Origin of the sequence: Candidatus Accumulibacter phosphatis (genome assembly GCF_000024165.1) — a bacterium.
GTDB lineage: Bacteria > Pseudomonadota > Gammaproteobacteria > Burkholderiales > Rhodocyclaceae > Accumulibacter > Accumulibacter phosphatis.
In genome coordinates this window covers 2,957,158-2,981,216 of the sequence record NC_013194.1, presented here as the reverse complement: position 1 = coordinate 2,981,216, position 24,059 = coordinate 2,957,158, and the positions used below count along the sequence as shown (strand labels likewise).

Genomic DNA, 24,059 nt, shown 5'->3' with positions numbered 1-24,059 from the left:
AGCGCCGTGGGACGACGCAGGCGCTGAACGGGGCGGACGGCGGACGACTTTCCAGGGGGCTCACGCGAGTCCGTCAGAGATTGACGCCGTTTCATGGGGCTCCTATTGTTGAGGTGCCCTGGATTTCCTGTACTTGCGGAGGTGCCCTCATGCTGATCCCTGATTTCGAGACTGTGTTGCCGCGCTTGGTTTCGACCTTTGAATCAGGGCGTCTCGTGCCCTTCATTGGCGCCGGCATGAGTGCTCCGGTCTGCAACGGTTGGCCGGCGTTCATCCAGGCCCTCGAACGTGCGGCCGGGATGGCCGAGATGCCACTTGCCGCCGATGCTCCACGGGAAACCCTGGTCAGGCGCGCCAACCTTGCCGTGCGCATGCTCAAGCGCGCCGCACCCGGGAAGTTCGCGACCGCGGTGCGTGCCAGTCTGCTCACCAGGCCAGACGAGAGTCCGTCGGCGCTGGCACAGACAGACGCTCTGGCGCGTCTCGGCTGGCCGCTGGTCGTGACGACCAACTACGACAACTGCTACGCCGCCGCGCTCTGCCGCTTCGCGGCGGGACGTGACTTCGCGGTGCTCGGGCGCAGCGCCGAGGATTGCCAGCGCGTTCTTACGTCGCTGACTAACGTTGGCCGCCCGCTGCTGTGGGCGTTGCAGGGCTATCTGGCCGACCTGCCGCACCTCGGCGTGCATGCGGAGGACCTGACTGCTCTCGAGCAGCAACTCGTGGTTGGCCACGAGGAGTATCGGCGGGTTACCTATCGAGATGCGCACTTCCGGCGCGCGTTCGCCGAGGTGTTCCGCCAGCGCTCGTTGCTGTTCCTGGGAGCAGGCCTGCAGGAAACCTATCTGCAAGAGCTGTTCGGGGAAGTCCTCGAGTTCTACGGGCCCGGTGCGCGCACCCACTATGCCTTCATCCCAGAGGGCGAAGTGGATCCAGAGTTCATGTTGGCGCGCTTCCAGATCGTCGTCGTCGAGTACCCGAAGGGTGAACACGGTCAGGTCTGCGCTCGGCTGAACGCCCTGGCCGACCAGTTGTCGCGGCCGCACCGCACGGCCACAACATGGAGCTGGGGTCGCATCGAAGATACAGGCACCGAGCACTGGAGGAGCGTTCCCGACCTCGAGGTGATCCGTGGCCCTTTGCCCACCGCCGCAGCCGACGGCGAGTGTCTTGCGGTAAGTGCGGGTGGCAGCGGCGACAACTTCTTCTTCTCGCCCGGCATTCGCAGCGTGCTTTGCCAATGGCAGGCCGTGCAGCCCATGCCGGACCGGCTGCCGTCGCCGTACCTGGGGCAGTTCGGTGCGTTGCCGGTGTTTGCCGTACGGGCGCGCAACGAGGCCGACGAGCGGAGCCTTGCGGAGGTCCGCGACGCTTCGCTCGCGCTGTTCGAATGGGTCGCACCGCGCTTCCGATGCATCCGCATGCAGTTGCTCGCCACCGGCGGGCAGGATAAGGTGGACCTCGCGCACTGGAAGGTGCGCAACTACCCCGAGCGCTTCTCGTTCGTCCAGACAGTGACCGCTTGGGCGAGCTGGCGGCGCGCGCATCCCCACGTCGACTGCCGGCTCGTGCTGCATGTCGTCGCGGACTCGGTGTTCCGCGAGATCGCAAGCGGCCGCATCGATGTGCTGGAGTTGCTCAGTTGCACGGACAGCCGCTTCTTCGTCGAGGTGGTCGGCGAGCGCGGCGAACCAGAGCGGCGACTATTCCAGACGATGCCGGAAGTATCGCTCGCCCACGTGGCCGAAGACCTGCAACTCGCCCCAGGGATGTGGCAAGCGAAGGTCACGCCGCCACCCGACATCCAGGACGCCTGGCATGCGCTGGATGATGCGACGCTCGAGCGGACTCTGGCGAGCTTTGGCGTGGTTCCCGGAAGCACACTGCACTTCAGCCGCCGCCCTTGAGTGGCGCGTCGCCAGCTCGCTCCCGCCTCAGTCTGTGCCGCGATCGCAGGATCGCCGACTTTCAGCTCGCTGCGCCAGCCTTGCAGGCCATCGCTTCACCCATGCGGATCGCGCGGGTGGCGGTCCAGGTCGGGTTGAAGCGCAAGGTATCTCGCGGGAAAAGCATGACCACCGTCGAGCCGAGCAGGAAGCGGCCCATTTCCTCGCCCTGCTTGAGGAGAACCTGCTGGTCGTCATAGAGCCACTCGCGAATCTGGCTGCCGCGCGGTGGGTTGACCGTGCCATGCCAGACCGTCGCCATGCTGCCGACGATGGTGGCGCCGACCAGGGTCAGCACGAAGCTGCCGAACTCGGCATCGAAGACGCAGACGACTCGCTCGTTGCGCGCGAAGAGGCCGGGGACGCCGCGTGCGGTTGCGGGATTAACGGAGAACAACTCGCCGGGAACATGGATCATGCGCCGCAGGCGCCCGCCGACCGGCATGTGAATCCGGTGATAGTCACGCGGGCTCAGGTACAGCGTGGCAAAGGCCCCGTCGGCGAAGCGCGAGGCGAGTTCGCCGTCGCCGCCGACGAGCGCTGTGGTCGAGTATCGATGACCCTTGGCCTGGAAGATCTGGTCCTGCTCGATGCCGCCGAACTGGCTGATGGCGCCGTCGACCGGGCAGATGAAGTCGGCGTCGGCGAGCGGCCGTGCTCCAGCGCGTAGAGGCCGGGTGAAGAACTCGTTGAAGCTGCGATAACTGACCGGGTCAGAATCGACGGCTTCGCTGAGATCGACGCCATAGCGCTGCACAAACCAACGAATGACGCTGGTGGTGAGGCTGCCTGCTTCGGTGTCGGCGAGCCTGCCGGCGAGTGTGGTGAGTGCCTGTTTCGGTAACAGGTACTGGGCCAGTACGGCGAGACGGTCGGACACGAATTGAGCCTGCGGGAGAGAATCTGCAATTATACGGGTTGGCTCCGCTGCGCGGATTCTTTCACTGCACGAGGCGTCCGAAATCCGCCGTTGAGGTCGTCGCGGGGCAGTTGCGGCAGTGGGCCAGCGTGGATCAGAAGAGGGTTCTGAGATGCGGCAGCAGGCCTTGCTCGCTGACGAAGGTGAGGTCGTACATCGCCGTCAGCCCTCTGGCGTGTTCGTCACTGAGGCCCGCCACGCACATGACGAGCTTCTTGCCGGTCAGCCCGAGGCGCTTGCGCAAGCTGACGTATCTGTCGATGTCCTGGCGATATTCACCGCTCTTGCACTCGATGCAGAGAGCCAGTTGGTTATCGATGAGCATGAATACGTCGAGTTCGCAGTGTTCCTCGTCGCTCAGCGTGATGACCAACTGGCGGGCACAGGAAAATTCCTTCGCGCGTTCCTGGCAGTAAGCCAGGCAGGTCATCATCGCGAACCACTCCAGCCATTCACCGTTGAAGAACTGGCGGATGGTCGACGCCGTTGGGCGTCAAAGTACTTCTCGAGGAGCCTGCCAACAAAGAAGAGAGTCGGATAGACCGGGGTGGTACTGCCGCAACGAGGGCAGGCGACAGTGGCGCCGATCTGGCCATCTGCTTGTTCCTCGAGATGAGCGCACTTGTTGCATCGAGAGATGGCCATGGCTGGAGCGATGAGGGAGGAGGCGCCAAGAATACGCGGAACCACTCCCGGCCGCCAGACCGGCGAAAACCTCGGACCTCCTCGCTAGCGCAGCGACGCGTTGATCTTCTCGAGGGCAGCCAGTCCCGGGCAGAGTTCGGCGGCGCCAAGTGTGTTCAGTGGCGCGTCGACGGTTCCGAGCTGCTCGTGCAGGTCAGCGGAGTCAACGTCGAGGTAGAGCAGGCCGGTGACGACCTCACCGCGCGCCGCGTGCTCCTGGATGTAACTCATCGCCCGGATGCGGTCGGTGGGATCGTAGTCGGCGTGCAGTTTGCGCAGGCGGACGACCGATCCGTCGTGCTGGCGGACTTCGGTCACCTCCCCCTCGCCATATTCGGCCGTGATTTCTTCGCGCTGCGGCCAGAAGTCGAGGCGGTTGACCGCCTCGTTGTGCTCGCGCACGTAGTCGTAGCTCTTGGTACTGCCGGTGTGGTTGTTGAAGGCAAGGCATGGCGAGAGGACGTCGATCACCGCCGCTCCCTGATGTGCGAGGGCGGCCTTGATCAGCGGCACGAGCTGCGTCTTGTCGCCGGAAAAGCCGCGGCCGACGAAGGTTGCTCCCATGACCAGGGCGAGGGTCACCAGGTCGAGCGGCGCGTCGTTGTTCACCTGCCCGCGCTTGGATTTCGAGCCCTTGTCGGCGGTGGCCGAGAACTGCCCCTTGGTGAGTCCATAGACGCCGTTGTTCTCGACGATGTAGGTCATGTTGACGCCACGGCGCATGACGTGCGCGAACTGGCCGAGGCCAATCGATGCCGAGTCGCCATCGCCCGAGACGCCCAGGTAGATCAGCTCGCGGTTGGCCAGGTAGGCGCCGGTGAGAACCGAAGGCATGCGACCGTGGACGGTGTTGAAGCCGTGCGAGTTGCCGAGGAAGTAGTCGGGGGTCTTCGACGAGCAGCCGATTCCCGAGAGCTTGGCGACGCGATGCGGTTCGATGTCGAGTTCCCAGCACGCCTGGATGATCGCCGCCGAGATCGAGTCGTGGCCGCAGCCGGCGCAGAGCGTCGAGATCTTGCCCTCGTAGTCGCGGCGCGTGAAGCCGACGCGATTCTTCGTCAGGCTAGGGTGGTGCAGCGTGGGTTTGGCGAGGTAGGTCATTTCAGGCCACCATCCCTTCACGAAGTGGACGCACATTGATGCGCGAGACGCGTTCGGCGATTTCCTGGGTGATGAAGCGCGCGGTGATCGGCGTGCCGTCGTAGTGCAGGACACGAATCAGGCTCGCCGGGCTGACGCCGGCTTCGTTGATCAGCAGCGTCGTCAGTTGTCCGTCGAGGTTCTGCTCGAGCACGAAAACCTTCGAGTGGGCGGCGATGAAATCGGCGATCTCGTTCTGGAACGGGAAGGCGCGGATGCGCAGGGCGTTGATGTAGATGCCCTGCTCGGCGAGCGCGTCGAGCGCTTCGTGCATCGCCGGGCTCGTCGAGCCATAGAAGATCGCCGCGAAGCGCGCCGGGAATTTGGCCGCGGTGAGCACCGGCAGCGGCACCAGCGACTTGGCCGTCTCGAATTTGCGCAGCAGCCGCTGCATGTTGTAGACGTAGTCGGCACCGGCTTCCGAGTAGCCGGCATAGGCGTTCTTGGTCGACCCGCGCGTGAAGTAGCCGCCCTTGGTCGGATGGGTACCCGGATACGTCCGGTAGGGTATGCCGTCGCCGTCGACGTCGAGATAGCGGCCGAAGTCGGTGCCGGCGTCGAGCGCATCGCGCGTCATCACCTTGCCGCGGTCGTACTCGCGGCTCTCATCCCAGGCGAACGGCCGGCACAGGCGCTGGTTCATGCCGATGTCGAGGTCGCTCATGACGAAGATCGGCGTCTGCAGGCGTTCGGCGAGGTCGAGCGCCTGTGCCGACATTTCGAAGCACTCGTAGGGATCCTCGGGAAACAGCAGCACGTGCCGGGTGTCGCCGTGCGAGGCGTAGGCGCAGGCGAGCACGTCAGCCTGCTGCGTGCGCGTCGGCATGCCGGTTGACGGACCACCGCGCTGGACGTTGATCAGCACGGCCGGAATCTCGGCGAAGTAGGCGAGGCCGATGAACTCGGTCATCAGCGAGATTCCCGGCCCGGAGGTGGCGGTGAACGAGCGCGCACCGTTCCAGCCGGCGCCGACTACCATGCCGATCGAAGCCAGTTCATCTTCGGCCTGGACGATGGCGTAGCGATGCTGGCCGGTGGCCGGGTCGACGCGCAACTTCTGCGTGTAACGAATGAACGCCTCGGCGACCGACGACGACGGCGTGATCGGATACCAGGCGCAAACCGTCGCGCCCCCGTAAACGCAGCCCAGCGCCGCGGCGCTGTTGCCGTCGACGAAGACCTTGTCGCCGACCGCGTCGCGGCGCTCGACCTTGAGCGCAATCCGCTTGAGATGCTGTTGCGCGTAGTCGCGGCCGAGGTTGAGCGCCTGCACATTGGCGTCGAACAACTTCTCCTTGCCTTTGTACTGTTCGCCGAAGAGCTTCTCGATCTCGGCCGGATCGATCTCGAGCAGTTGCGTCAACGCACCGATGTAGATGATGTTCTTCAGCAACTGGCGCTCGCGCGAGTCGGTGTAGGCGTTGTTGCAGATCTCGGTGACCGGCATGCCGATGACGTGGATGTCGTCGCGGAAGCGGGCGCGCGGGACGGGCTTGGAACTGTCGTAGAAGAGGTAGCCGCCGGGATCGATTTCGCGGACGTCCTGGTCCCAGGTCTGCGGATTCATGGTGACCATCATGTCGACGCCGCCACGCCGACCGAGGTAGCCGTGCTCGGTCACCCGTACTTCGAACCAGGTCGGCAGGCCCTGGATGTTCGACGGAAAGATGTTGCGCGGCGAGACCGGCACGCCCATGCGCAGGATGGCGCGCGCGAAGAGCTCGTTCGCCGAGGCCGACCCCGAACCGTTGATGTTGGCGAACTTGACGACGAAATCATTGACCGCTTCGATCTTCTGCATTCTCGCTCTCCTCAGGCGGTTTGCTGCTGGGAAGCCTGCGTGCCGCCGCCGCGGCAGGCCGGCCCGGCGTGCGTCATGGCGAGCAGGAACTTCTGCATGTCCCAGGCGCCGGTCGGGCAGCGTTCGGCGCACAGGCCGCAATGCAGACAGACGTCCTCGTCCTTGACCATCACCCGCCCCGTCTTCAATATTTCCGAGACGTAGAGATCCTGGCTCGTGTTGAGCGCCGGCGCGCGCAGGCGCGGGCGCAGTTCGTCCTCCTCAGCGTTGCCGGTGAAGCTGATGCAGTCCATCGGGCAGATGTCCATGCAGGCGTCGCATTCGATGCACAGCTTGGGCGCGAATACCGTCTGCACGTCGCAGTTCAGGCAGCGCTGCGCTTCCTTGAAGGCCAGTTGGGGGTCGAAACCCAGCTCGACTTCGATCTTGATGTTCTTCAGTGCCGCACCGATGTCGCGCAGCGGCACGCGCAGGCGGCGGTCGACCGAGATGGCATTGTCGTAGCGCCAGGCGTGGATGCCCATCTTCTGCGAAATCAGCGTGGTCATCGGGTCGGGCCGGGTGGCAATCTCCTCGCCGTTGAGCAGGCGGTCGATCGAAACCGCCGCTTCGTGGCCGTGCGCGACCGCCCAGATGATGTTCTTCGGCCCGAAGGCCGCATCACCGCCGAAGAAGACGTTGGGCAAGGTCGATTGCATTGTCTTTGCGTCGAGCTTGGGCAGGCCCCACTTGTCGAACTCGATGCCGATGTCGCGCTCGATCCACGGGAACGCATTGTCCTGACCGACGGCGACCAGCACCACGTCGCACGGAAAGTGAGCGTCCGGCTCGCCGGTCGGTACGAGGCTGCGCCGCCCCTGCTCATCGTAGACCGAACGCACCTTCGAGAAGGTCACGCCGGTCAGTCGGCCGCCGTTGTGAGTAAACGCCTTGGGCACCAAATTGTTGAGGATCGGGATGCCTTCGTGCATCGCGTCTTCCTTCTCCCAGGGGCTGGCCTTCATCTGCTCGAAGCCCGAGCGGACGATCACCTTGACGTCATCGCCGCCGAGGCGGCGTGCCGAGCGGCAACAGTCCATCGCCGTATTGCCACCGCCGAGGACGATGACGCGCTTGCTGATCGATGTCGTATGGCCGAAGGCGACGTTGGCCAGCCAGTCGATTCCCAGATGAATGTGTTTCGCCGCCTCCTTGCGCCCCGGAATGTCGAGATCCTGACCGCGCGGTGCGCCGGATCCGACGAACACCGCGTCGTAGCCTTCCGCGAGCAGGTCGCGCAGCGAGCTCACGTACTGGCCACTGCGGAAGTCGACACCGAGCCCGAGAACATAGCCTGTCTCCTCGTCGATGACTTCTTCCGGCAGGCGGAACTTCGGAATCTGGGTGCGCATCATGCCGCCGGCACGGGCGTCGCCGTCGTAGATCACCACTTCATAGCCGAGCGGTGCGAGGTCGCGGGCGACGGTGAGCGAGGCGGGGCCGGCGCCGATGCAGGCGATGCGCCGGCCATTCTTCTGCTCGGCTGGCTGCGGCAGCAGGCCGCGGATGTCCTGCTTGTAGTCGGCGGCGACGCGCTTCAGCCGGCAGATGGCGACCGGCTCCTTGCGGTTGTGGCCGTCCGCCGTCTCCTCCTCGACGCGGCTGCGCCGACACGCCGGTTCGCAGGGGCGGTCGCACGTTCGCCCGAGGATGCCGGGAAAAACGTTCGACACCCAGTTGACCATGTAGGCATCGCTGTAGCGGCCGGCGGCGATCAGGCGGATGTACTCGGGGACGGGAGTGTGGGCCGGGCAGGCCCACTGGCAATCAACGACTTTGTGGAAATAGTCGGGCGCGGCGATGTCGGTGGGCTTCAAGACGAACGTATCCTTTCCTGGAACGAGTCCGGAGCCACACTCTCTGGCCCCACAAGAAATGAACTCCCATACTAACTCGCCGCCGAGACCCTGAAAAGGCCTATGTTTCATGGCGATGTCGTGGCCGACAGCTTCGCCTTCGTTCAGGGTCAGACAGGGCGTGAAAGGCTGCGCTGGCGGGCGCCCAGGCTGCCTGCAACAGGAGGCCGATGGCCGGCAAGGGGCGCAGCAGCGCTTTCCGCGGCAACTCGCCATGAATGAGGGTGGCCAGAAGAATGGTAGGTAGCGGCTGGCGTGCGGCGCAAGATTCTGCCGTGCCGATCAACATTTGTTGCCCATCACCAGCAGATGCCGCTACGAGCCAGACGCTCGTATCCACGACCTTTGCGGCCGACGCCATCGTGCCTGTTGAGGCAGCCATCGCTACGCTGGCCGAGAAACTCGCTCCGCTCATCGAACTGTCGATCGACTTCCGCCGCAGCCTCGCCAAGAAGGGCGAGAAGTCCGAGTTGTTGTGCCGCCAGACGCTGATGCAGCTCGACCAGAATATGCAGCTCATTTCTCCCGGTTGCGAACTGGCTGAAGCGCAAAGCGATCTCGACACCTCGACCTCCTGGTCCCCGGTTTCAGCCGCCTGCGGCAGTTGTTGCGCAAGGCCGACGACACCGAAATGGCCCTCGGTAGCGACATCCTGAGCGCTGCCCTCGAGGGCTATGCGATCGCCAAGGCCTTCGGCAAAGGCGCCGGCGTGGACGCCCTCAAGGAAGCCATGGCGACCCGTTTCAGCGGCCGGCGCCGGGCGGTCAAGCCAGACGCCGAGTAGATCAGCGGCGAGGCTGAACCCTCGCGAGCCCGCTTCCGGGCGGCTAGCCAGGCACAAGCCACGTCCGGACTCGCCGGCATGCCGCCGACGCACCGGCGTCGTTGCGGTGAACCACGCCATCGTCGCCCGAAGACTCGTGTTCGAGGCTTTGCGCTACGGCATCGTGACTCCGAGCGACGGCAGCGTGGCCTTGAACCACGAAAGCGTCCCCTTGCGCGCCGATGTCGTCCTCCCGGACATCAGGTGCCGACTCTCGTAACGACGAAGTCGTCGATGCGGGCGACGACGGCGTCGTTCTTCGCTGCGGCACCGTCGGTCTGAGCGACGATGTCGTTCTGCCGCGCGGCGCTCGCGCTGCTGTAGACGACGGCCGCGTAGCACTCTTCGCTGACGGTCGCCAAGGTGCGCTGCTTGCTTCCCGATGTCGGCTTTGTAGTACGATGAACCAATCGCTGGTGTCGGGCAGGAATGGACGGTGAAGAAGTTTGCCCCAGGCAGTCGTTGAGGCACCCCGGTTTAGGCTATCGACCTGGCTTGCGAACTGCCGCCTTTGACGATTTTTCGTACTGCATAGAATCAGCTAAGATGCGGCGCAAAACCTGCCATGGTAAGGCTTCCAGTGTATCGAGCAGCGCCGAGTTCGGGATCCGGCGGCGGAGTTATGGCGCAAAACTGTCTCCCGATAACCTAGACACCCGAATTGCCCTCGCCATGTCTCCACCCAAGAACGCCAGCACCGACGAGCCGACCAAGCGGCTTGCTGTACTCATCGACGCCGACAATGCCCAGCCTGCAGTAATCGAGGCATTGCTCGAAGAAATTGCCCGGTTTGGCGAGGCGACAGTAAGGAGAATCTACGGCGACTTCACGAGCCCTACGAGTTCCTCATGGAAGAAGTTTCTTAACAAGCACTCGATCAAGCCCATTCAGCAGTTCGCATATACGACCGGGAAGAATGCTACTGACAGTACGATGATCATCGACGCGATGGATTTGCTGTACACGCGGAGATTTGATGGCTTCTGCCTTGTGACCAGCGACAGCGATTTCACCGGCTTGGCAGTCCGGCTTCGCGAGGAGGGACTCCAAGTCTTCGGCTTCGGTGAGCAGAAGACCCCAGAGCCCTTCCGAAACGCCTGCCACAAGTTCATCTTCACGGAAGTCCTTCGCAAGCCTGAGCCAATGCCAGTGGTGGGTCCGGCACAGGCACTAACGACACCGGTTAGCGATCAAACTCGGACATCTGAGGCTTCACTTGCTGCCTTGGCGCGCCCGCCGTTTCCGGAGAAGTTCTTGATTGAGGCGCTTGACAAATCAGTAGATGATTCAGGGTGGTCGCAACTAGGCACCTTTGGCAGCTACCTGCAGAAGATTCAACCGGACTTTGACTCGCGTATCCATGGCTTCAAGAAACTGTCCGATCTCGTACGAGCACGGACGGACCTGTTCACCACGGAAGAACGGCCTGCGCTGGGCAGCAACTACAAGGTGCTGTACGTGCGTGCGCGCACGGGCGTCTAGCCGGTCGGTCAACCGGACCGCATCCTGCGGTATCCGTAGGCGCGGCCCGTTACCTCGGTCGTTGGGCACCACTTCCACGAGCCGGAATGAGCGACAATCTTGCTTTCTCCACCGGAGTTACCTTATGGAACTGACCGCCGTACTCACTCCCGCCGAAGAAGGCGGCTACGTTGCCTTGAATCCAGAGACAGGCACCACTACCCAAGGTGAAACTGTCGAAGAAGCAATTTCCAATCTGCGAGAGGCTACGGCGCTCTATCTGTCGGAGTTCCCCATTCTCGCTCCAGGTCATCCGCTGATAACAACGTTCAGCGTTCCCGTGCATGCCTAAGCTACCGCACGTTTCGGGAGCCGCCGCGATACGAGCGCTGGAGCGTCTCGGTTTCGCGAAGGCTCGCCAATCCGGAAGCCACGTCATCATGCGCCGTGGCTCCAGAGGCTGTGTTGTCCCCGTGCATAGCGAAGTAAAGGCGGGCACCCTGGCGGGTGTCCTGCGTCAAGCGGACGTATCGGCTGAAGAATTCATTTCGGTCCTGTAACCGTGGTGCCCAACCCGGCGGTGCAGCGGACGATGTGCGGCAAAGCGTCGCGCCGCGTCGCTGACCTTGAGCGTTGGACCTCGGAGTAAGCTCACTTAGCATGGCCAGCCAAGGTGATCGCTCAGCCGCGCAGCCGTCGCTCAAGGCCCGGCTGTTGCTGGGCCTGCTTTGCGGGGGCATCGGTCTATTCATCATCCTCAGCTACTTCGGCGTCATTCCCGATAGCTCGGTCGGCCGCTGCCGAGCAATTTTTTGCGACCCGTACCACTGGCAGGTGCTCAGCTTCGGTATCGCTTTCCTTTCTACCGGGCTGGCTTTTGTCATCCCACCGACCTGGCCTCGTCTTGGCCGTCTGGCTTCACTCGGGGTAGTCGGTGGCCTTCTTGCCGGTCTTGTGGGTACATTCTTCTTTCGATGAGTCTGTCCAGGCTTGTCCAGGGTTACGCCTTGCCCATCGAGGTCCAATCGGTTGGCCGGAGGTTTCTCTCCTCCGGCCCCCACACCACCCGGGGCTTCGCCGGCGCTCAGTAGTTCGGGAAGTACTGGGCCGGCGCCAGCGCGATCGGGAACAGCGGTTTGCCGATGAGCGCGCGCGCTGTCGCTTCGGTCACCGAAATGCAGTCGCGGTACTGGCGCGTATCGCCGGCCCTGGACTGGAAATAGCGCGTGGCCATGACGATGCCGACGAGGCGCCCGTCCTTGTCGAGCAGGGGGCCGCCGGACGAGCCGGGCCGGCAGTTGTTGTTCGAGAAAAGGAAGGTTTCGCGCTTGAGTTCGACGCGGTCGAGAAAACGCCCTTCGGACCAGATGACATCGCTCGAACCGCCCGGATGGCCAAAGGTGTGCACGGTGTCCCCGGGGCGCAGGCTGGCCGAATCGCCCCAGGCGATGGTGTCGTTGCCGGCGCCGGGAGCGAAAAGCAGGCAGGCATCCTCGTCTTCGAGGCGCGCATACTTCTCCACTCGGTGGAGCGTTCGCGTGACGCTGTGGATGGCCACCAGATTGTTGGTGGCGCCGCCTGCGAGAACATGGCAGTTGGTGAGGATCCGGTCAGGCCCGATCAGCACGCCGGAGCCGGTGCGACTGCGCTGCTGGATGAAGAACACGGACCAGGCGAGGTAGCGTGCGTCGAAGCCGGGTTGCTTGGCGGCGCGGCTGGGGCGGGTGGCGGCTATGGCCGGCGCGAGGGAATCCGCCGCTGCCGCTGCCGTCGCCGATGTCACGGGAAGCGCAGCGGCGTTGGCGTCAGGGCTTGCCGGCAATTCGGGTAGTGGTGTGGCTGCGGGGGCTTCGGCCGCGGTGGGCGGCGCCTCCGCTCGGGCTTCGTCCGGCGGCGTTGCGGCCGCTGCGGGGACAGGCGCCGGCACTGGCGGCCGATCGGCTGCGGCGAAAGCAGGTGCCGGTGCAGGTCTGGCGCGCCAGAGAAGGACTGTCAGCGTCGCCACCAGGAGCAAGGCGACCCAGGCGCCCGGTCGCAGGGCGCGGCGAGCGGGCGCTTTGGCAGTGGCGCTGCCGAGCGGTTCGGCAGTGGCCGCGCGACGTGCCAGCGCGCGGTCATAGGCGGCGCGCCGCGCGGGATGGCGGAGCGTGTCATACGCGACGGCGAGCAGCGAGAGATCGTCTGGACTACCCTCGAGTGACTGCCGACGGGTCGTGTAGGCGGTGTCGATTTCCTGGCTGTTGGCTTTCGCGGCAACGCCGAGAACATCATAGAGCGTGCTGGAGGAACTCATGCTGTTGATCGCTGGAGGAAATCGGCATTGTAAAATAGCCCTAGCAGTTTTTTTCGGGAGTCTCGATCATGTTGCGCCACCGGTTTGTTTGTGCTTTCGCCTTGCTGGTCGCGCTGTCGGCGCGTGCCGATGTAGTCGACATCGACAATGCCGAGCTCGCCCGTCTTGCCGCCGCCGGGGTGCCGGTGATCGATATCCGCACCGAAGGCGAGTGGAAGGAGAGCGGGATCATTCCGGGAAGCCGGCTGCTCACCTTCGTCGACGAGCGTGGCCGCACCGATGCAGCCGCCTGGCTGGCGAAAGTGCAGGCGGTAGCAAAGCCCGAGCAACCGGTGATCGTCATCTGCCGCAGCGGCAACCGGACCCGGGCAGCGAGCCAGTTGCTGGCGCAGCAGGCCGGCTACCAGAAGGTATACAACGTCAAGGACGGCATTCGCTCCTGGGCCGGCGACGGGCGGCCGCTGGTGGCGGCGCCGACCGCCCTGGTCACCTGTGCGGCCGGATCCCGCTGCTGAGACGGCGCGCGGCGCCGGCCTGCCGCGGGCAGTGTGGCAACTCAGGCGGCCGTTTCGCCGAGAAGCCGCTCATAGACCCGCAGGTCGCCCGGCGAGAAGCAGCAGAACACCACCTCCCGCAGGCGCCCGAGTTCGCGCACCGATGCCCGGACGGTGGACACGGCGACTTCGGCGGCCTGCTCGATGGGGTAGCCGTAGATGCCCGTGCTGATGCTCGGGATGGCGAGCGTCACGAGATCGTTGGCCACGGCCAGTTCCAGCGAGCAGCGATAGCAGGAGGCCAGTCGTTGCGCCTCGCCGCTGCCACCGCCGTGCCAGACCGGTCCGACGGTGTGGATGATGTATCTGGCGGGCAGGCGATGCGCGTGGGTAAGCCTGGCCTCGCCGGTCGGGCAGCCGCCGAGGAGGCGACATTCCGCCAGCAGGCCGGGGCCGGCGGCGCGATGAATCGCCCCGTCGACGCCGCCTCCGCCAAGCAGCGACGAGTTGGCGGCGTTGACGATGGCGTCGACGGCCAGGGTGGTGATATCGGCGCAAATGGCGCGAAGCATCGTGGACATGGCATGGCCCGGCAAGGAGATGGTGTTGCCGCTGCTCGGGAAGTGCCGGTTGCCGGCGCCGCTCTGGCGCGACAAGCGACCCTCTCCGACGGCAGTTCGAAGAGCGGTTCGTTCGGCAATGGTAGGCCGCGCTCTGGGCTGCTACAAGGGCCATGCGAATAGGGTGCGCCAGAGGCGCGCCGGCACTCCCCGGTTTTCTTTCGGCAGGCCCCGGAGTATGCTCTCGAACTATGCCCATACGGTTGGCGTGGCGGCGGTCCCTGGCGTGGAGAGGGTGCTCATGAACCTGGAAAAGGTGGTCTTCGGTTTCTTCATCGTGCTCGCCGCAACGCTCAATTTCGGTTTCGTCATCGGCGAGATCGACAATCCGATGCATCACCACATCTACGAGTTGTTTGCGGCGATCGTCGTCAACCTGATCGCCACCGTCCTGAAGTTCGGCGATCGTACGCAGATCGGCGCGGTGCACCTGTCGACCAGCCTGGTCGCCGACCTGCAACTGGTGGCCGCCGCCTGTGTGTGGGCCATCGCTTTCCACGTCACCGGCGAGGGAATGTCGCGCGAGATCACGACCAGCGTCGTCTCGCTGAGCGCCGGCGCGCTCCTGGCGAACATCGTTTCAGTGGTCCTGCTGATTGCGGAAACCGTGATGTTGCGGCGCTGACGGGCGCAGCGGCATGAACAGCAGCGTGTTCTTCCTGGCCCTGCGGCGGATGCGCGCGCCGTTGATCGTCCTGATCGTCATCTATGCGGTATCGACACTGGGCCTGACCTTGATTGCCGGGGTCGACGCGCAAGGCCAGCCGACGCCACCAATGAGCTTCTTCCACGCGTTCTATTTCGTCAGCTATACGGCGACGACAATAGGTTTCGGCGAGCTGCCGAACGCCTTTTCCGACGCGCAGCGGATGTGGGTCACCGTGTCCATCTACCTTTCGGTCGTCGGCTGGTCGTACTCGATCATCAGCCTGCTGGCGCTGGTGCAGGAGAAAGGCTTCCAGCAGGTATTGCTGACCGGTCGATTTGCCCGCCGCGTCAAGCTGCTCGGCGAACCTTTCTACATCATCTGCGGCTGTGGCGAGACCGGTTTGCTGATCGCCCGGGCGCTCGATCGTGAGGGAATTCGCGTCGTTGCCGTCGAGCGCAACGAACTGCGCATCCAGGAACTCGAGCTGGAGGATTTTTCGGCCGACATTCTCGCGCTTTGTGCCGACGCGGCGCAGCCGCAGCACCTGCTGATGGCCGGACTGAAGCACCGCAGCTGCCGCGGCGTGCTGGCGATGACCGATGACGATTCGGCCAATCTCGCGGTGGCGATTGCCAGTCGCCTGATTAGCCCACGCCTGCGCATCGTTGCCCGCGTCGCCAGTCCGTCGATCGAAGCTAACATGATGTCCTTCGGTACGCACTACGTGGTCAATCACTTCGAGAAGTTCGCCGACTATCTGGCGCAGGCGATCCAGTCGCCGAACTGGTATCGTCTGGTCGATCTGCTCACCGGCCTGCCAGGTCAGGAAATTCCTGAGCGGCACGACCCACCCGCCGGCGACTGGGTGGTCTGCGGCTATGGCCGTTTCGGGCAGGCGGTGGTACGCAATCTCGCGCGGCACGGGGTTGGCCTGACGGTCATCGACCCGGACCCGAACCTGTCGGTCGGCGTCCATCACATCGTCGGTCAGGGCACCGAAGCGGCGCCGCTGCGCCAGGCCGGCGTGGAAACGGCGGTTGGACTCGTCGCCGCCAGCGACAACGACACCAACAACCTGTCGATTGCGATTACCGCCAAGGAGGTCAACGCGGACCTCTTCGTCGTCGTGCGTCAGAACCGGGTCGCCAATCAGGTCCTTTTCGACGCCTACGACGCCGACTTCACGATGGTGCCGTCGCGCATCGTCGCACGCGAGTGCCTGGCGCTGATCACTTCGCCGCTGCTGTCGCGCTTTCTGCACCTCGTTCGCGCTTGGTCGGAAGCGCGCGCGGCAGCGCTCGTCGGCCGGATCGAGGGGCTCTTCGGCCAGCGAGTTCCCGTGATCTGGGGTGTCCGGCTGAATGCCGCCGACGCGCCGGCCGTGCACAGGTTGTTGGTGATGGAGGAGGCGAAGATCGCCCTCGGCAGCCTGCGGCGCGATCCGGCTGCCCGTCAGGAGCCCTTGCCGGTGTTGCCGCTGCTGCTGGTGCGCGACGACCGCGACGAGGAACTACCTGACGACGAGACACTGCTCGAAGCGGGCGACGAACTCCTGTTTGCGGGAACGCGCGCCGCCAAGGCAGCGCAGAACCTGACTCTCGACAATCGCACCGTCCTCGACTACGTCCTTACCGGCGAGGACACGCCCGGCTGGCTGTGGGGCTTGTTGAGCTGTAACAGCAAGGCGGCGAGTCGGCGCCTCGGCGTGCGGCGTCGCGTCTAGGTCGACGCCGTGTCGACGGACGGCGGAGCGTCTCCGTTGAACGGCTGCCGAGCGGTTTCTCCCGTGGCATGGCCGACCGGCGCTGTGACCACCCGGTTGCGTCCCTGCTGCTTGGCGTCGTAGAGGGCCGCATCGGCTCGCTGCAGAGCGATCTCGAGCGGGCACGACGAGGCGTCGGCCAGGCCGAGGCTCAAGGTGATGTCGACGCGGCTGCCGTCAGCCAGCGCGATCTGGCTGGCGGCGGCACTCTGCCGCAGGCGTTCGGCCAGGCGATGGGCTTCCCGGAGTCCGGTTTCCGGGAAGACGAAGGCGAATTCCTCGCCTCCAAAGCGACAGCCCCAGTCCGAGTGACGCAGGGTGCGCGCGAAGATCTCGGCGACTGACTGCAGCACCAGATCGCCGCTGGCGTGTCCATGGCTGTCGTTGATGTGCTTGAAGAAGTCGAGGTCGGCCATACCGACGCAGATCGGCCGGGAATAGCGCTGGGCGCGCTTGATTTCCTCCTCGGCCACCGCCAGGAAATGCCGCCGATTGAACATGCCGGTCAGGCCGTCCGTGGTGGCCAGACGTTCCAGTTGCTCTCGCGTCGTCTCGTTTTCCTGCATCACCTCCCGCAGTTGCCCGATGGCGCGCTCGACCGCGCGGATTTCCAGCATAGATGCTGGGGCGAAGGGTGTGACCGCCTGCCCGGAGCCCAGGGCCGACAAGGCCTGGTCGATCGCCTGCAGGGGCTGGATCAGATGGCGGCGGATGAGGAACACGAAGCCACCGACAAAGACGGCAACCAGCGCCAGGACGAGCAGCAGTTTGCTCCGGCTTTGCAGCATGGTGGCCGACATCCGGTGCAAGTCGGCGGTGGCCAGGTTGACGCCCTCGCTGGAGACGTCGTCGGCGAGCAGCGTCAAGCGGCTTGCCAGCATCGCCCATTCGGCGTGGCGCGCTTCGCTCATGCCTTCGTGCATGGAGCGGCTGAGGAAACGCTCGACTTCTCCGGCCAGGCCGGCGGCGCGTGCATCGGCCAGCACGGCGGGATGGCTGGCCAGCAGGCTGACGATGAACAAGGCCTGCTGGCGGGCGACGGGCGTCCGGCCCGAGAAGACGTGCTCTCCCTCGAGACGCAGTTGTTCGACGTTGCGGGCCAGACGAAAGCGTTCGAGGGTGGCGGGCACGGCGTGGTCGAGCAGGCGCTGCGATCCATCGAGCACCAGATGCTGGTCGACAGCCAGCCAGAACAGCAGAGCCAGGAAAGTGCAGCCGAAAGCACCGCCGACCAGCGCAAAGGCTTTGCCAGCAGGCCATGCGCGCCGGCTCAGGCGCGCGATCAAAGATTGACGTTGCATGCTCGGTGGAGATCGACAGGAAAGCGCTGCCGCCAGTTGCGCTGATCGCTGCCATGCGGACGCCTGGCGAGCGGCCGAGCGAGCGCGGCGCAGCTCGCTACGCACAGTCGAGCGGTGCAGCACAGGACGGTGTGCGGCCTCGGCATTGGCTACTGCAGGCGGAAGGGAAGGTATTCGCTGTTCAGGCGGTCGAACCGGCCATCCCGCTTGATCCTGTCGAAGGCCTTGTTGATCTGGTCGCGCAGTTCCGGGTTTTGCGGGTCAATGCCGAAACACACCTCGCCACTCAGTTCGGGTCGCTGGATGACAGTGGTCACCAGGCCCAGTGACTGGATCGATGGTTCCTGGCGCAAGGTCAGGGCGCTGGCCATCGGCAGCAGCACGGCGTCGGCCTTTCTCTCGGTCAGCAAGGCGGGGAACTCGGCGTGATGCGGCACGTTGACGATGTTCCAGCCGTGCGCCCGGGCGTAGCGCGATTGTGCGCTGCCGGTGACGGCGGCGACGCGAATCCCGGCAGCCCCCGGCTCGACTCCCGGCCGGGCAAACCAGATGCTGCTCGAGCGATAATACGGCTTCGAGAACAGGATCCGGGAGCGCCGTTCCGCCGTATCGAGCAGGCTTACGGCGGCGAAGTCGAATTCGCCTGCCGCTACCGCATCGACCACGCGCTCGAGCGGCATCGCCGTCAACTCGCAGCGCACGCTCATCACATCGCACAGGGCATGTGCCACGCGTACGTTGAAGCCGGCGAGCTTGCCGGCGGCGTCGACAAAGGACATTGGCGGCGATTTGCTCAGCACGGCGACGCGTAACGTCCGCTCGCTGGCGCCGACGGGAAGGCTCAGCCCGAGGGCCAGCAACAGCAGGCAAGCTTGACTACGGATGCCGGGCACGATATTTCACTCCCTTGGTCGTACTACGCTGAAGTCTAGCATTTCTGCATGACCATGTAGTCGGACACACTCGAAGAGGCGCGCTATGCCGAACCTGCAACTGTTGTTCTTCTCCGCACGCATGCTGCGTCGCGATGCCCGTGGCGGTGAGCTACGGCTGCTGGCGGCGGCGCTGGCGGTGGCCGTGGCGGCGCTGACGGCGGTCGGCTTCTTCGCCGACCGTGTTCGCCAGGCGCTTGACCGTGAGTCCCACCAGTTGCTCGGTGCAGACCTGCTGCTGACGGCGGATCATCCGTGGCCGGCGGAACTGGCCGCCGATGCGCGCGCGCGCGGGCTGCAGGTGGTCGAGACGAGGACCTTCCCGAGCATGGTGACGCGCGCTGCAGGCGACGACCTGCGCGCGCAATTGGCCGAGATCAAGGCGGTGGAGACCGGTTATCCGCTGCGCGGGACACTGCGCACGGCCCCGGCGCTGAATGTGGCCGACGCTCCGGCGCGCGGCGTACCGGCCGCCGGCACGATCTGGATCGACGAGCGTCTGGCCTCGGCGCTGGCGGCACGCGTTGGCGATCCGGTCGTCGTCGGGCGGGCCTCGCTACGCGTCGCTGCGGTGCTGACGCTCGAGCCTGATCGCGGCATCAATTTCTTCAGCGTCGCCCCACGCCTGCTGATGAACCTCGACGATTTGCCGGCGACCGACCTGCTGCAGGTGGGTAGCCGGGTCGGCTACCGCCTGCTGCTGGCCGGCGACCAGCAAGTCGTGCAGCGCTTCCAGCGCGAGATCGAGCCGCGCCTGGCGCGCGGCGAACGGATCGAAGACCCGCAGAACGGCCGGCCGGAGATCCGTGTCGCGCTCGAACGGGCGCAGAAATTCCTCGGTCTCTCGGCGCTGCTGACCGTCGTCCTGGCCGCCGTGGCCGTGGCGCTGGCGGCGCGGCGCTACGTCCAGCGCCACCTCGACCCGTGCGCCGTGATGCGTTGTCTTGGTGCGACGCAGGGCCTGCTGCTGCGCCTATATCTTGGACAGTTCGCCGTTCTGGGTGTGTTGGCGGCGGCGCTCGGCTGCGGGCTCGGCTACCTCGCGCATTTTGCCTTGTACGCCTGGCTGGCGCAGTTGCTGGCGACGCCGTTGCCGTCACCGGGTCTGTTGCCGGCGGTGCAGGGCGTCGTCGTTGGTCTGGTGCTGCTCTTCGGTTTTGCCGTGCCGCCCCTGCTGCAGCTCAAGAAGGTATCGACGCTGCGCGTTCTGCGCCGCGAGTTGGGCAGTCCGCGCAGCGCTCTCCTGGGCGGCTACGTGGTCGGCTTCCTGGCACTCGCCGGCCTGATGTTCTGGGTGGCCGGCGAGGTCGAACTCGGCACCTGGGTGGTCGGTGGTTTCAGCGTTGCGCTACTCGTGTTTGCCGGGATCGCTCGTCTGGCCGTCAGGCTCGCTGCCGCGGCGCGCGGCGGCGGCCGCTCGGGCAACGGCGGACAGGCCGGGATCGGCTGGCGCTATGGCCTGGCGAGTCTCGAGCGACGGGCGAGCGCCAGCGTCGTCCAGATTGTCGCGCTGTCCCTCGGTCTGATGGCCCTGTTGCTGCTCACCGCGATCCGCGGCGACCTGCTCGATGCCTGGCGGCGCGCCGTTCCGCCGGAAGCACCGAACCGCTTCGTCATCAACATCCAGCCGGAGCAGGTGGCGCCGGTGCGTGCGGCACTGACGGCGCAGGGCCTGTCGCCGGAACTGGCACCGATGGTGCGTGGGCGCCTGACCCGCATCAACGGCGTCGAGGTCAGTGCCGCCAGCTACAGCGACGACAGGGCGCAGCGGCTGATCGATCGCGAGTTCAATCTGTCGATGCGCGCCGGTCTACCCGAGGGCAACCGGCTGAGTGCGGGACGCTGGTTCTCGAGCGCCGATCTCGCGGGCGATGGCGATGACGGGGCAGCTTCCGTCGAGGATGGTCTGGCCAAGACGCTTGGCCTGGGAGTCGGCGACCGCATCGAGTTCGTCGTTGCCGGCGAGGCGATCCGCTTGCGTGTGGTCGGTCTGCGCAAAGTCAATTGGGATACCATGCGTGCCAACTTCTTCGTCCTGACGCCGCCCGTGGTTCTCGATGGCTACCCGGCCAGCTGGATCACGAGCTTCTACTTGGCTCCCGAGGAAGCGGATTTCGTCAATCGCCTGATTGGCGAGTTCCCCAATCTGACGGTCATCGATGTCGCGGCGATCCTGCGTCAGTTGCAGTCGATCATGGATCAGGTGGCACGCGCGGTGCAGTTCATTTTCCTGTTCACGCTCGCTGCCGGCGTCATCGTTCTCTATGCCGCATTGGCTTCGGCAGCCGAGGAGCGCCGCTACGAACTGGCGGTGATGCGCGCCCTGGGCGCCCGTCGCGAGCAGTTGCGGCGAGCGCTGCTGGCCGAGTTCGCGGCCATCGGTGCGCTCTCGGGGCTGATCGCCTCGCTGGGCGCGATCGCCGTCGGCCAGTTTTTGGCGCGCCAGGTATTCCGTTTCGAGGTGGCGATCGATCCATGGCTGCCGCCGGCGGCGATTCTCTGCGGTGCCTTGCTGGTCACCGGAGCAGGGTGGTTTGCCGCCGCACGCTTGCTGCAGGCCGCGCCGCTCGAAGCGCTGCGGGGAGGCAGCGCCTAGCCGGCAGTGCTGGCGACGCCGCCTTATCCGTTATCATACGGATCGCCGTCAAAAGCGGCCGTAGACCATCGGTGCGCGGCCGTTGCCGTGGCGAGTGTGTACCAACGGGGAGAAGGAGTTTCGACATGAAGGGCAAGACATTGCTGGTATTGCGGCACGGGAAGTCGGATTGGACTACCGGTCACGAAGATTTTCATCGCCCACTGGTCAGTCGTGGTGAGGTGGGTAGCCGCAAGATGGGGGCGTGGATCAAGCACGAGAAGTTGCTCCCCGACGCCGTTCTCAGTTCGCCGGCGGAGCGTGCGCGGGCGACCACGGTGGCGGCCTGCAAAACGATGGGACTGTCGTTGAACAAAGTGCGCTGGGACGAGCGCCTCTACGCGGCGCCGGTCGAGGATCTGCTGGCGGCACTGGCCGAGTGCCCGAAGAACGTCCATCGGGTAATGTTGGTCGGCCACAATCCCGGCCTGGAAGAACTGGTCGAGTATCTGGCGGCCGGCGGCTTCACCGTTCCCGATGACGGCAAGGTGTTGCCGACCTCGGCACTGGCCCGACTGGAAATGGTCGAGGACTGGCAGAACCTCGGGCGTGGCTGCGCCAGCCTGATCTCGCTGACGCGGCCTGGCCAGGTGCCCGACGACATTGCGGACAGGGAGCCCAAGGTCGACGACGATGAGCCGCGAGGGCCGGTTCCCGACTATTTTTTCACCCAGTCGGCGGTTCTTCCCTATCGCCTCGTCGACGGCAAGCTGGAGCTCATGGTGATCGCTTCACGCAAGGCGACCCGCTGGGTCATTCCCAAGGGCGTCAAGGAGCCCGAGCTGTCGCTGCGCGACTCGGCGAGCAAGGAGGCACTCGAAGAGGCGGGAGTGCGTGGTGAACTCGACGCCGAGCCGATTGGCCATTACGACTACGCAAAGTGGGGCGGCGTGTGCAAGGTGGCGGTGTTCCCGATGGCCGTGAGCGAAAGCGTTCCTGAAGACGAGTGGGAGGAGAGCCATCGGGAGCGACGCTGGGTTGGGCCGAAAGAAGCGAAGCGCCTGCTCGACGAACCTGCCCTGCGCAAACTGGTCGGCAAGTTGGCCAAGCGGCTCCTCGAAACCTGAACTCGCGACTGGAATCGCGCAGGTCAGCGCGGCAATCCGGTTCGGCAAAGCGTTGCCGGATGTTCCTGACGCCGCGCCGGGCTGACATCCGGCGCTCCGCGTCAGGCGGCGGCTACGAGTCCGCTTTGCTGCTGGTGAGAATGCCGACCAATTCCAGGTAGTCTTTCTGATTCTGGCGGATGACCAGGAAGAACACCACGCCAAGAAGCCCCGCGAAGATCAGAATCGGCAACTCGTGCCAACCGAGACTTGCCAGCAGTTGGAGATTCATGGCTTCCTCCTGTCAAGGGATTGCCGCAATCGGCTCCGGCCCCGACCGTCCATAACGACTCTACGACCGCTGGTCACATTTCTTGGTTCCGGTTCGGCTAAGCAGCAGCCGATCGCGTCCAGTGGAGTGGGCGAGCCGCGCCGGCCCGCCCTTTTCGCAGGCCGGGTCAGATCACGCGCACGCGAATCACGTGCGCAGACGTCTTGATGGCGTCGATCACCGCGTCGCCGGGCTCGCGCTCGACGTCGACGATATTGAAAGCCAGCTCGCCGCGGCTCTTGTTCATCATGTCGACGACGTTCACCTTGTTGTCGGCAAGCACGGAAAGAACGTGCCCGAGGACGCCCGAGACATTTTCATTGGCGAAGGTGATGCGCGATGTACCGGGGCTGCGCTCCATGCTGATCTTCGGGAAGTTGACCGAGTTAACGATGTTGCCGTTCTCGAGATAATCCACCAGTTGGTTGGCCGCCATGACCGCGCAGTTTTCCTCGGATTCTTCGGTGCTGGCGCCGATGTGCGGCATGGCTATGATCTTCGGATGGCCGAGCAGCGTCGGTTCGGGAAAGTCGCAGACGTACTTGCCAAGCCTGCCGCTGTCCAGACTGCGCAGGATGGCCGCCGAATCCACGATCGCGTCGCGGGCGAAGTTGAGCAACACGGCTCCTTCCTTGATCACCGCCAGCGTATCGCTGTTGAGCATGTGCCGCGTCGCGTCGACCGCCGGCACGTGCAGCGAGACGTAGTCGGAGCGGGCCAGCAGCGATTGCAGGTTCTCCATGCGGCTGACTTCGTTCGACAGGCGCCAGGCGGCGTCGATCGACAACACCGGATCAAAGCCGACCACCTGCATGCCCATGGCCAGCGCCATGTCGGCAACCATCGAGCCGATCGCCCCCAGACCGACGATGCCGAGCGTCTTGCCGCTGATCTCGTGACCGGCGAAGCGGGACTTTTCCTTCTCGAGGCGTGCCGACATCTCGGCGGCATCGTTCAGCTCCCCGAGCGATTGCACGAAGTTCATGCCGTCGACGATGCCACGAGCGCTCAGCAGCATGCCGGCCATCACCAGTTCCTTGACCGCGTTGGCGTTGGCACCCGGGGTGTTGAAGACGACGATTCCCTGCTTGCCATATTCGGCGACCGGAACGTTGTTGACGCCCGCACCGGCGCGCGCGACGGCGAGCAGCGACGCCGGCACATCGATGCCCTGGAGCTTCTGACTGCGCAGGAGGAAGGCGTCGGGGTGGGCGATGTCACTGCCGACTTCGTACGCCTGACGGGGGAATCGATCGAGGCCCTTGACCGAGATCTTGTTGTAGGTTCTGACCTTGTACATGGAAATGTCGCTCTGAAAGGGGGTTGT

At 65.0% G+C, this 24,059-nt stretch carries 24 protein-coding genes; 11 read left to right on the top strand and 13 right to left on the bottom strand.

The features are described from left to right. The first annotated feature begins 149 nt into the window (after positions 1-149). On the top strand, positions 150-1,907 hold the full coding sequence (locus CAP2UW1_RS12890) for an SIR2 family NAD-dependent protein deacylase (protein ID WP_015767058.1): 1,758 nt from the start codon (positions 150-152) through the stop codon (positions 1,905-1,907). A 61-nt stretch (positions 1,908-1,968) separates the two neighbouring features. Here CAP2UW1_RS12890 and asd read toward each other — a convergent pair whose 3' ends face one another. From asd to CAP2UW1_RS23855, 6 genes are all read right to left on the bottom strand, one after another. After that, positions 1,969-2,826 (bottom strand): archaetidylserine decarboxylase, encoded by an 858-nt coding sequence (gene asd / locus CAP2UW1_RS12885; protein WP_015767057.1) that lies wholly within the window; start codon positions 2,824-2,826, stop codon positions 1,969-1,971. A 133-nt stretch (positions 2,827-2,959) separates the two neighbouring features. Continuing rightward, a complete protein-coding gene (locus tag CAP2UW1_RS12880) occupies positions 2,960-3,340 on the bottom strand; it encodes a Card1-like endonuclease domain-containing protein (RefSeq protein ID WP_291912092.1) in 381 nt (126 codons plus the stop codon). Between the two features lie 254 nt (positions 3,341-3,594). Further along, positions 3,595-4,650 carry a 2-oxoacid:ferredoxin oxidoreductase subunit beta gene (locus CAP2UW1_RS12875; protein WP_015767055.1) on the bottom strand — a complete coding sequence of 352 codons (1,056 nt, stop codon included), beginning with the start codon at positions 4,648-4,650 and terminating at the stop codon, positions 3,595-3,597. A gap of 1 nt (position 4,651) precedes the next feature. After that, positions 4,652-6,490: a 2-oxoacid:acceptor oxidoreductase subunit alpha gene (locus CAP2UW1_RS12870; protein WP_015767054.1), complete on the bottom strand. Its 1,839-nt coding sequence runs from the start codon at positions 6,488-6,490 to the stop codon at positions 4,652-4,654. Positions 6,491-6,501: 11 nt separating this feature from the next. Further along, on the bottom strand, positions 6,502-8,346 hold the full coding sequence (locus CAP2UW1_RS12865) for an FAD-dependent oxidoreductase (RefSeq protein WP_015767053.1): 1,845 nt from the start codon (positions 8,344-8,346) through the stop codon (positions 6,502-6,504). Between the two features lie 338 nt (positions 8,347-8,684). Next, the gene (locus tag CAP2UW1_RS23855; RefSeq protein WP_049778574.1) at positions 8,685-8,936 is read right to left on the bottom strand and encodes a hypothetical protein; all 252 of its coding nucleotides are present in this window, start codon (positions 8,934-8,936) and stop codon (positions 8,685-8,687) included. 56 nt (positions 8,937-8,992) lie between these two features. Here CAP2UW1_RS23855 and CAP2UW1_RS25600 point away from each other — a divergent pair, with 56 nt between their 5' ends. Next, complete coding sequence (locus tag CAP2UW1_RS25600; protein ID WP_199931459.1) at positions 8,993-9,169, top strand: hypothetical protein; 177 nt, start codon at positions 8,993-8,995, stop codon at positions 9,167-9,169. A 239-nt stretch (positions 9,170-9,408) separates the two neighbouring features. Here CAP2UW1_RS25600 and CAP2UW1_RS25595 read toward each other — a convergent pair whose 3' ends face one another. Next, the gene (locus CAP2UW1_RS25595) at positions 9,409-9,570 is read right to left on the bottom strand and encodes a hypothetical protein (RefSeq protein WP_199931458.1); all 162 of its coding nucleotides are present in this window, start codon (positions 9,568-9,570) and stop codon (positions 9,409-9,411) included. Positions 9,571-9,880: 310 nt separating this feature from the next. Here CAP2UW1_RS25595 and CAP2UW1_RS12855 point away from each other — a divergent pair, with 310 nt between their 5' ends. From CAP2UW1_RS12855 to CAP2UW1_RS12845, 4 genes are all read left to right on the top strand, one after another. Next, entirely contained in the window at positions 9,881-10,690 is an 810-nt protein-coding gene (locus CAP2UW1_RS12855; protein ID WP_041567842.1) for an NYN domain-containing protein, read from the top strand. Between the two features lie 124 nt (positions 10,691-10,814). Next, entirely contained in the window at positions 10,815-11,021 is a 207-nt protein-coding gene (locus CAP2UW1_RS12850) for a hypothetical protein (protein WP_015767051.1), read from the top strand. After that, the gene (locus tag CAP2UW1_RS24565; protein ID WP_015767050.1) at positions 11,014-11,229 is read left to right on the top strand and encodes a type II toxin-antitoxin system HicA family toxin; all 216 of its coding nucleotides are present in this window, start codon (positions 11,014-11,016) and stop codon (positions 11,227-11,229) included. The genes CAP2UW1_RS12850 and CAP2UW1_RS24565 overlap by 8 nt, the downstream gene beginning before the upstream one ends. A gap of 100 nt (positions 11,230-11,329) precedes the next feature. After that, on the top strand, positions 11,330-11,647 hold the full coding sequence (locus CAP2UW1_RS12845) for a hypothetical protein (protein WP_015767049.1): 318 nt from the start codon (positions 11,330-11,332) through the stop codon (positions 11,645-11,647). Positions 11,648-11,753: 106 nt separating this feature from the next. Here CAP2UW1_RS12845 and CAP2UW1_RS12840 read toward each other — a convergent pair whose 3' ends face one another. Then, complete coding sequence (locus CAP2UW1_RS12840; protein ID WP_015767047.1) at positions 11,754-12,962, bottom strand: trypsin-like peptidase domain-containing protein; 1,209 nt, start codon at positions 12,960-12,962, stop codon at positions 11,754-11,756. 68 nt (positions 12,963-13,030) lie between these two features. Between CAP2UW1_RS12840 and CAP2UW1_RS12835 the strand changes: the two genes are divergently transcribed. Then, positions 13,031-13,477, top strand: coding sequence for a rhodanese-like domain-containing protein (locus CAP2UW1_RS12835; protein ID WP_015767046.1), 447 nt, complete (start codon positions 13,031-13,033; stop codon positions 13,475-13,477). A gap of 41 nt (positions 13,478-13,518) precedes the next feature. On the opposite strand, the gene CAP2UW1_RS12830 is transcribed toward CAP2UW1_RS12835, so the two are convergent. Further along, entirely contained in the window at positions 13,519-14,037 is a 519-nt protein-coding gene (locus CAP2UW1_RS12830) for an O-acetyl-ADP-ribose deacetylase (protein WP_041568472.1), read from the bottom strand. A 280-nt stretch (positions 14,038-14,317) separates the two neighbouring features. Here CAP2UW1_RS12830 and CAP2UW1_RS12825 point away from each other — a divergent pair, with 280 nt between their 5' ends. Both CAP2UW1_RS12825 and CAP2UW1_RS12820 read left to right on the top strand, forming a co-directional pair. After that, positions 14,318-14,701 (top strand): DUF6394 family protein, encoded by a 384-nt coding sequence (locus CAP2UW1_RS12825; protein WP_041568471.1) that lies wholly within the window; start codon positions 14,318-14,320, stop codon positions 14,699-14,701. A 13-nt stretch (positions 14,702-14,714) separates the two neighbouring features. Further along, complete coding sequence (locus CAP2UW1_RS12820; RefSeq protein ID WP_015767043.1) at positions 14,715-16,448, top strand: potassium channel family protein; 1,734 nt, start codon at positions 14,715-14,717, stop codon at positions 16,446-16,448. Here the strand turns inward: CAP2UW1_RS12820 and CAP2UW1_RS23850 are convergent. Both CAP2UW1_RS23850 and CAP2UW1_RS12810 read right to left on the bottom strand, forming a co-directional pair. Next, entirely contained in the window at positions 16,445-17,788 is a 1,344-nt protein-coding gene (locus CAP2UW1_RS23850) for a GGDEF domain-containing protein (RefSeq protein ID WP_015767042.1), read from the bottom strand. The two genes, CAP2UW1_RS12820 and CAP2UW1_RS23850, sit on opposite strands and share 4 nt — an antisense overlap. A 149-nt stretch (positions 17,789-17,937) precedes the next feature. After that, complete coding sequence (locus CAP2UW1_RS12810) at positions 17,938-18,681, bottom strand: substrate-binding periplasmic protein (RefSeq protein ID WP_015767041.1); 744 nt, start codon at positions 18,679-18,681, stop codon at positions 17,938-17,940. Positions 18,682-18,766: 85 nt separating this feature from the next. Between CAP2UW1_RS12810 and CAP2UW1_RS12805 the strand changes: the two genes are divergently transcribed. After that, positions 18,767-21,316: an ABC transporter permease gene (locus tag CAP2UW1_RS12805; protein WP_015767040.1), complete on the top strand. Its 2,550-nt coding sequence runs from the start codon at positions 18,767-18,769 to the stop codon at positions 21,314-21,316. A 125-nt stretch (positions 21,317-21,441) separates the two neighbouring features. Next, positions 21,442-22,422: a histidine phosphatase family protein gene (locus tag CAP2UW1_RS24560; protein WP_015767039.1), complete on the top strand. Its 981-nt coding sequence runs from the start codon at positions 21,442-21,444 to the stop codon at positions 22,420-22,422. 112 nt (positions 22,423-22,534) lie between these two features. On the opposite strand, the gene CAP2UW1_RS25590 is transcribed toward CAP2UW1_RS24560, so the two are convergent. Next, entirely contained in the window at positions 22,535-22,693 is a 159-nt protein-coding gene (locus CAP2UW1_RS25590; protein ID WP_015767038.1) for a hypothetical protein, read from the bottom strand. Between the two features lie 166 nt (positions 22,694-22,859). After that, entirely contained in the window at positions 22,860-24,032 is a 1,173-nt protein-coding gene (locus CAP2UW1_RS12795; RefSeq protein ID WP_015767037.1) for a 3-phosphoglycerate dehydrogenase family protein, read from the bottom strand. Positions 24,033-24,059: the final 27 nt, after the last annotated feature.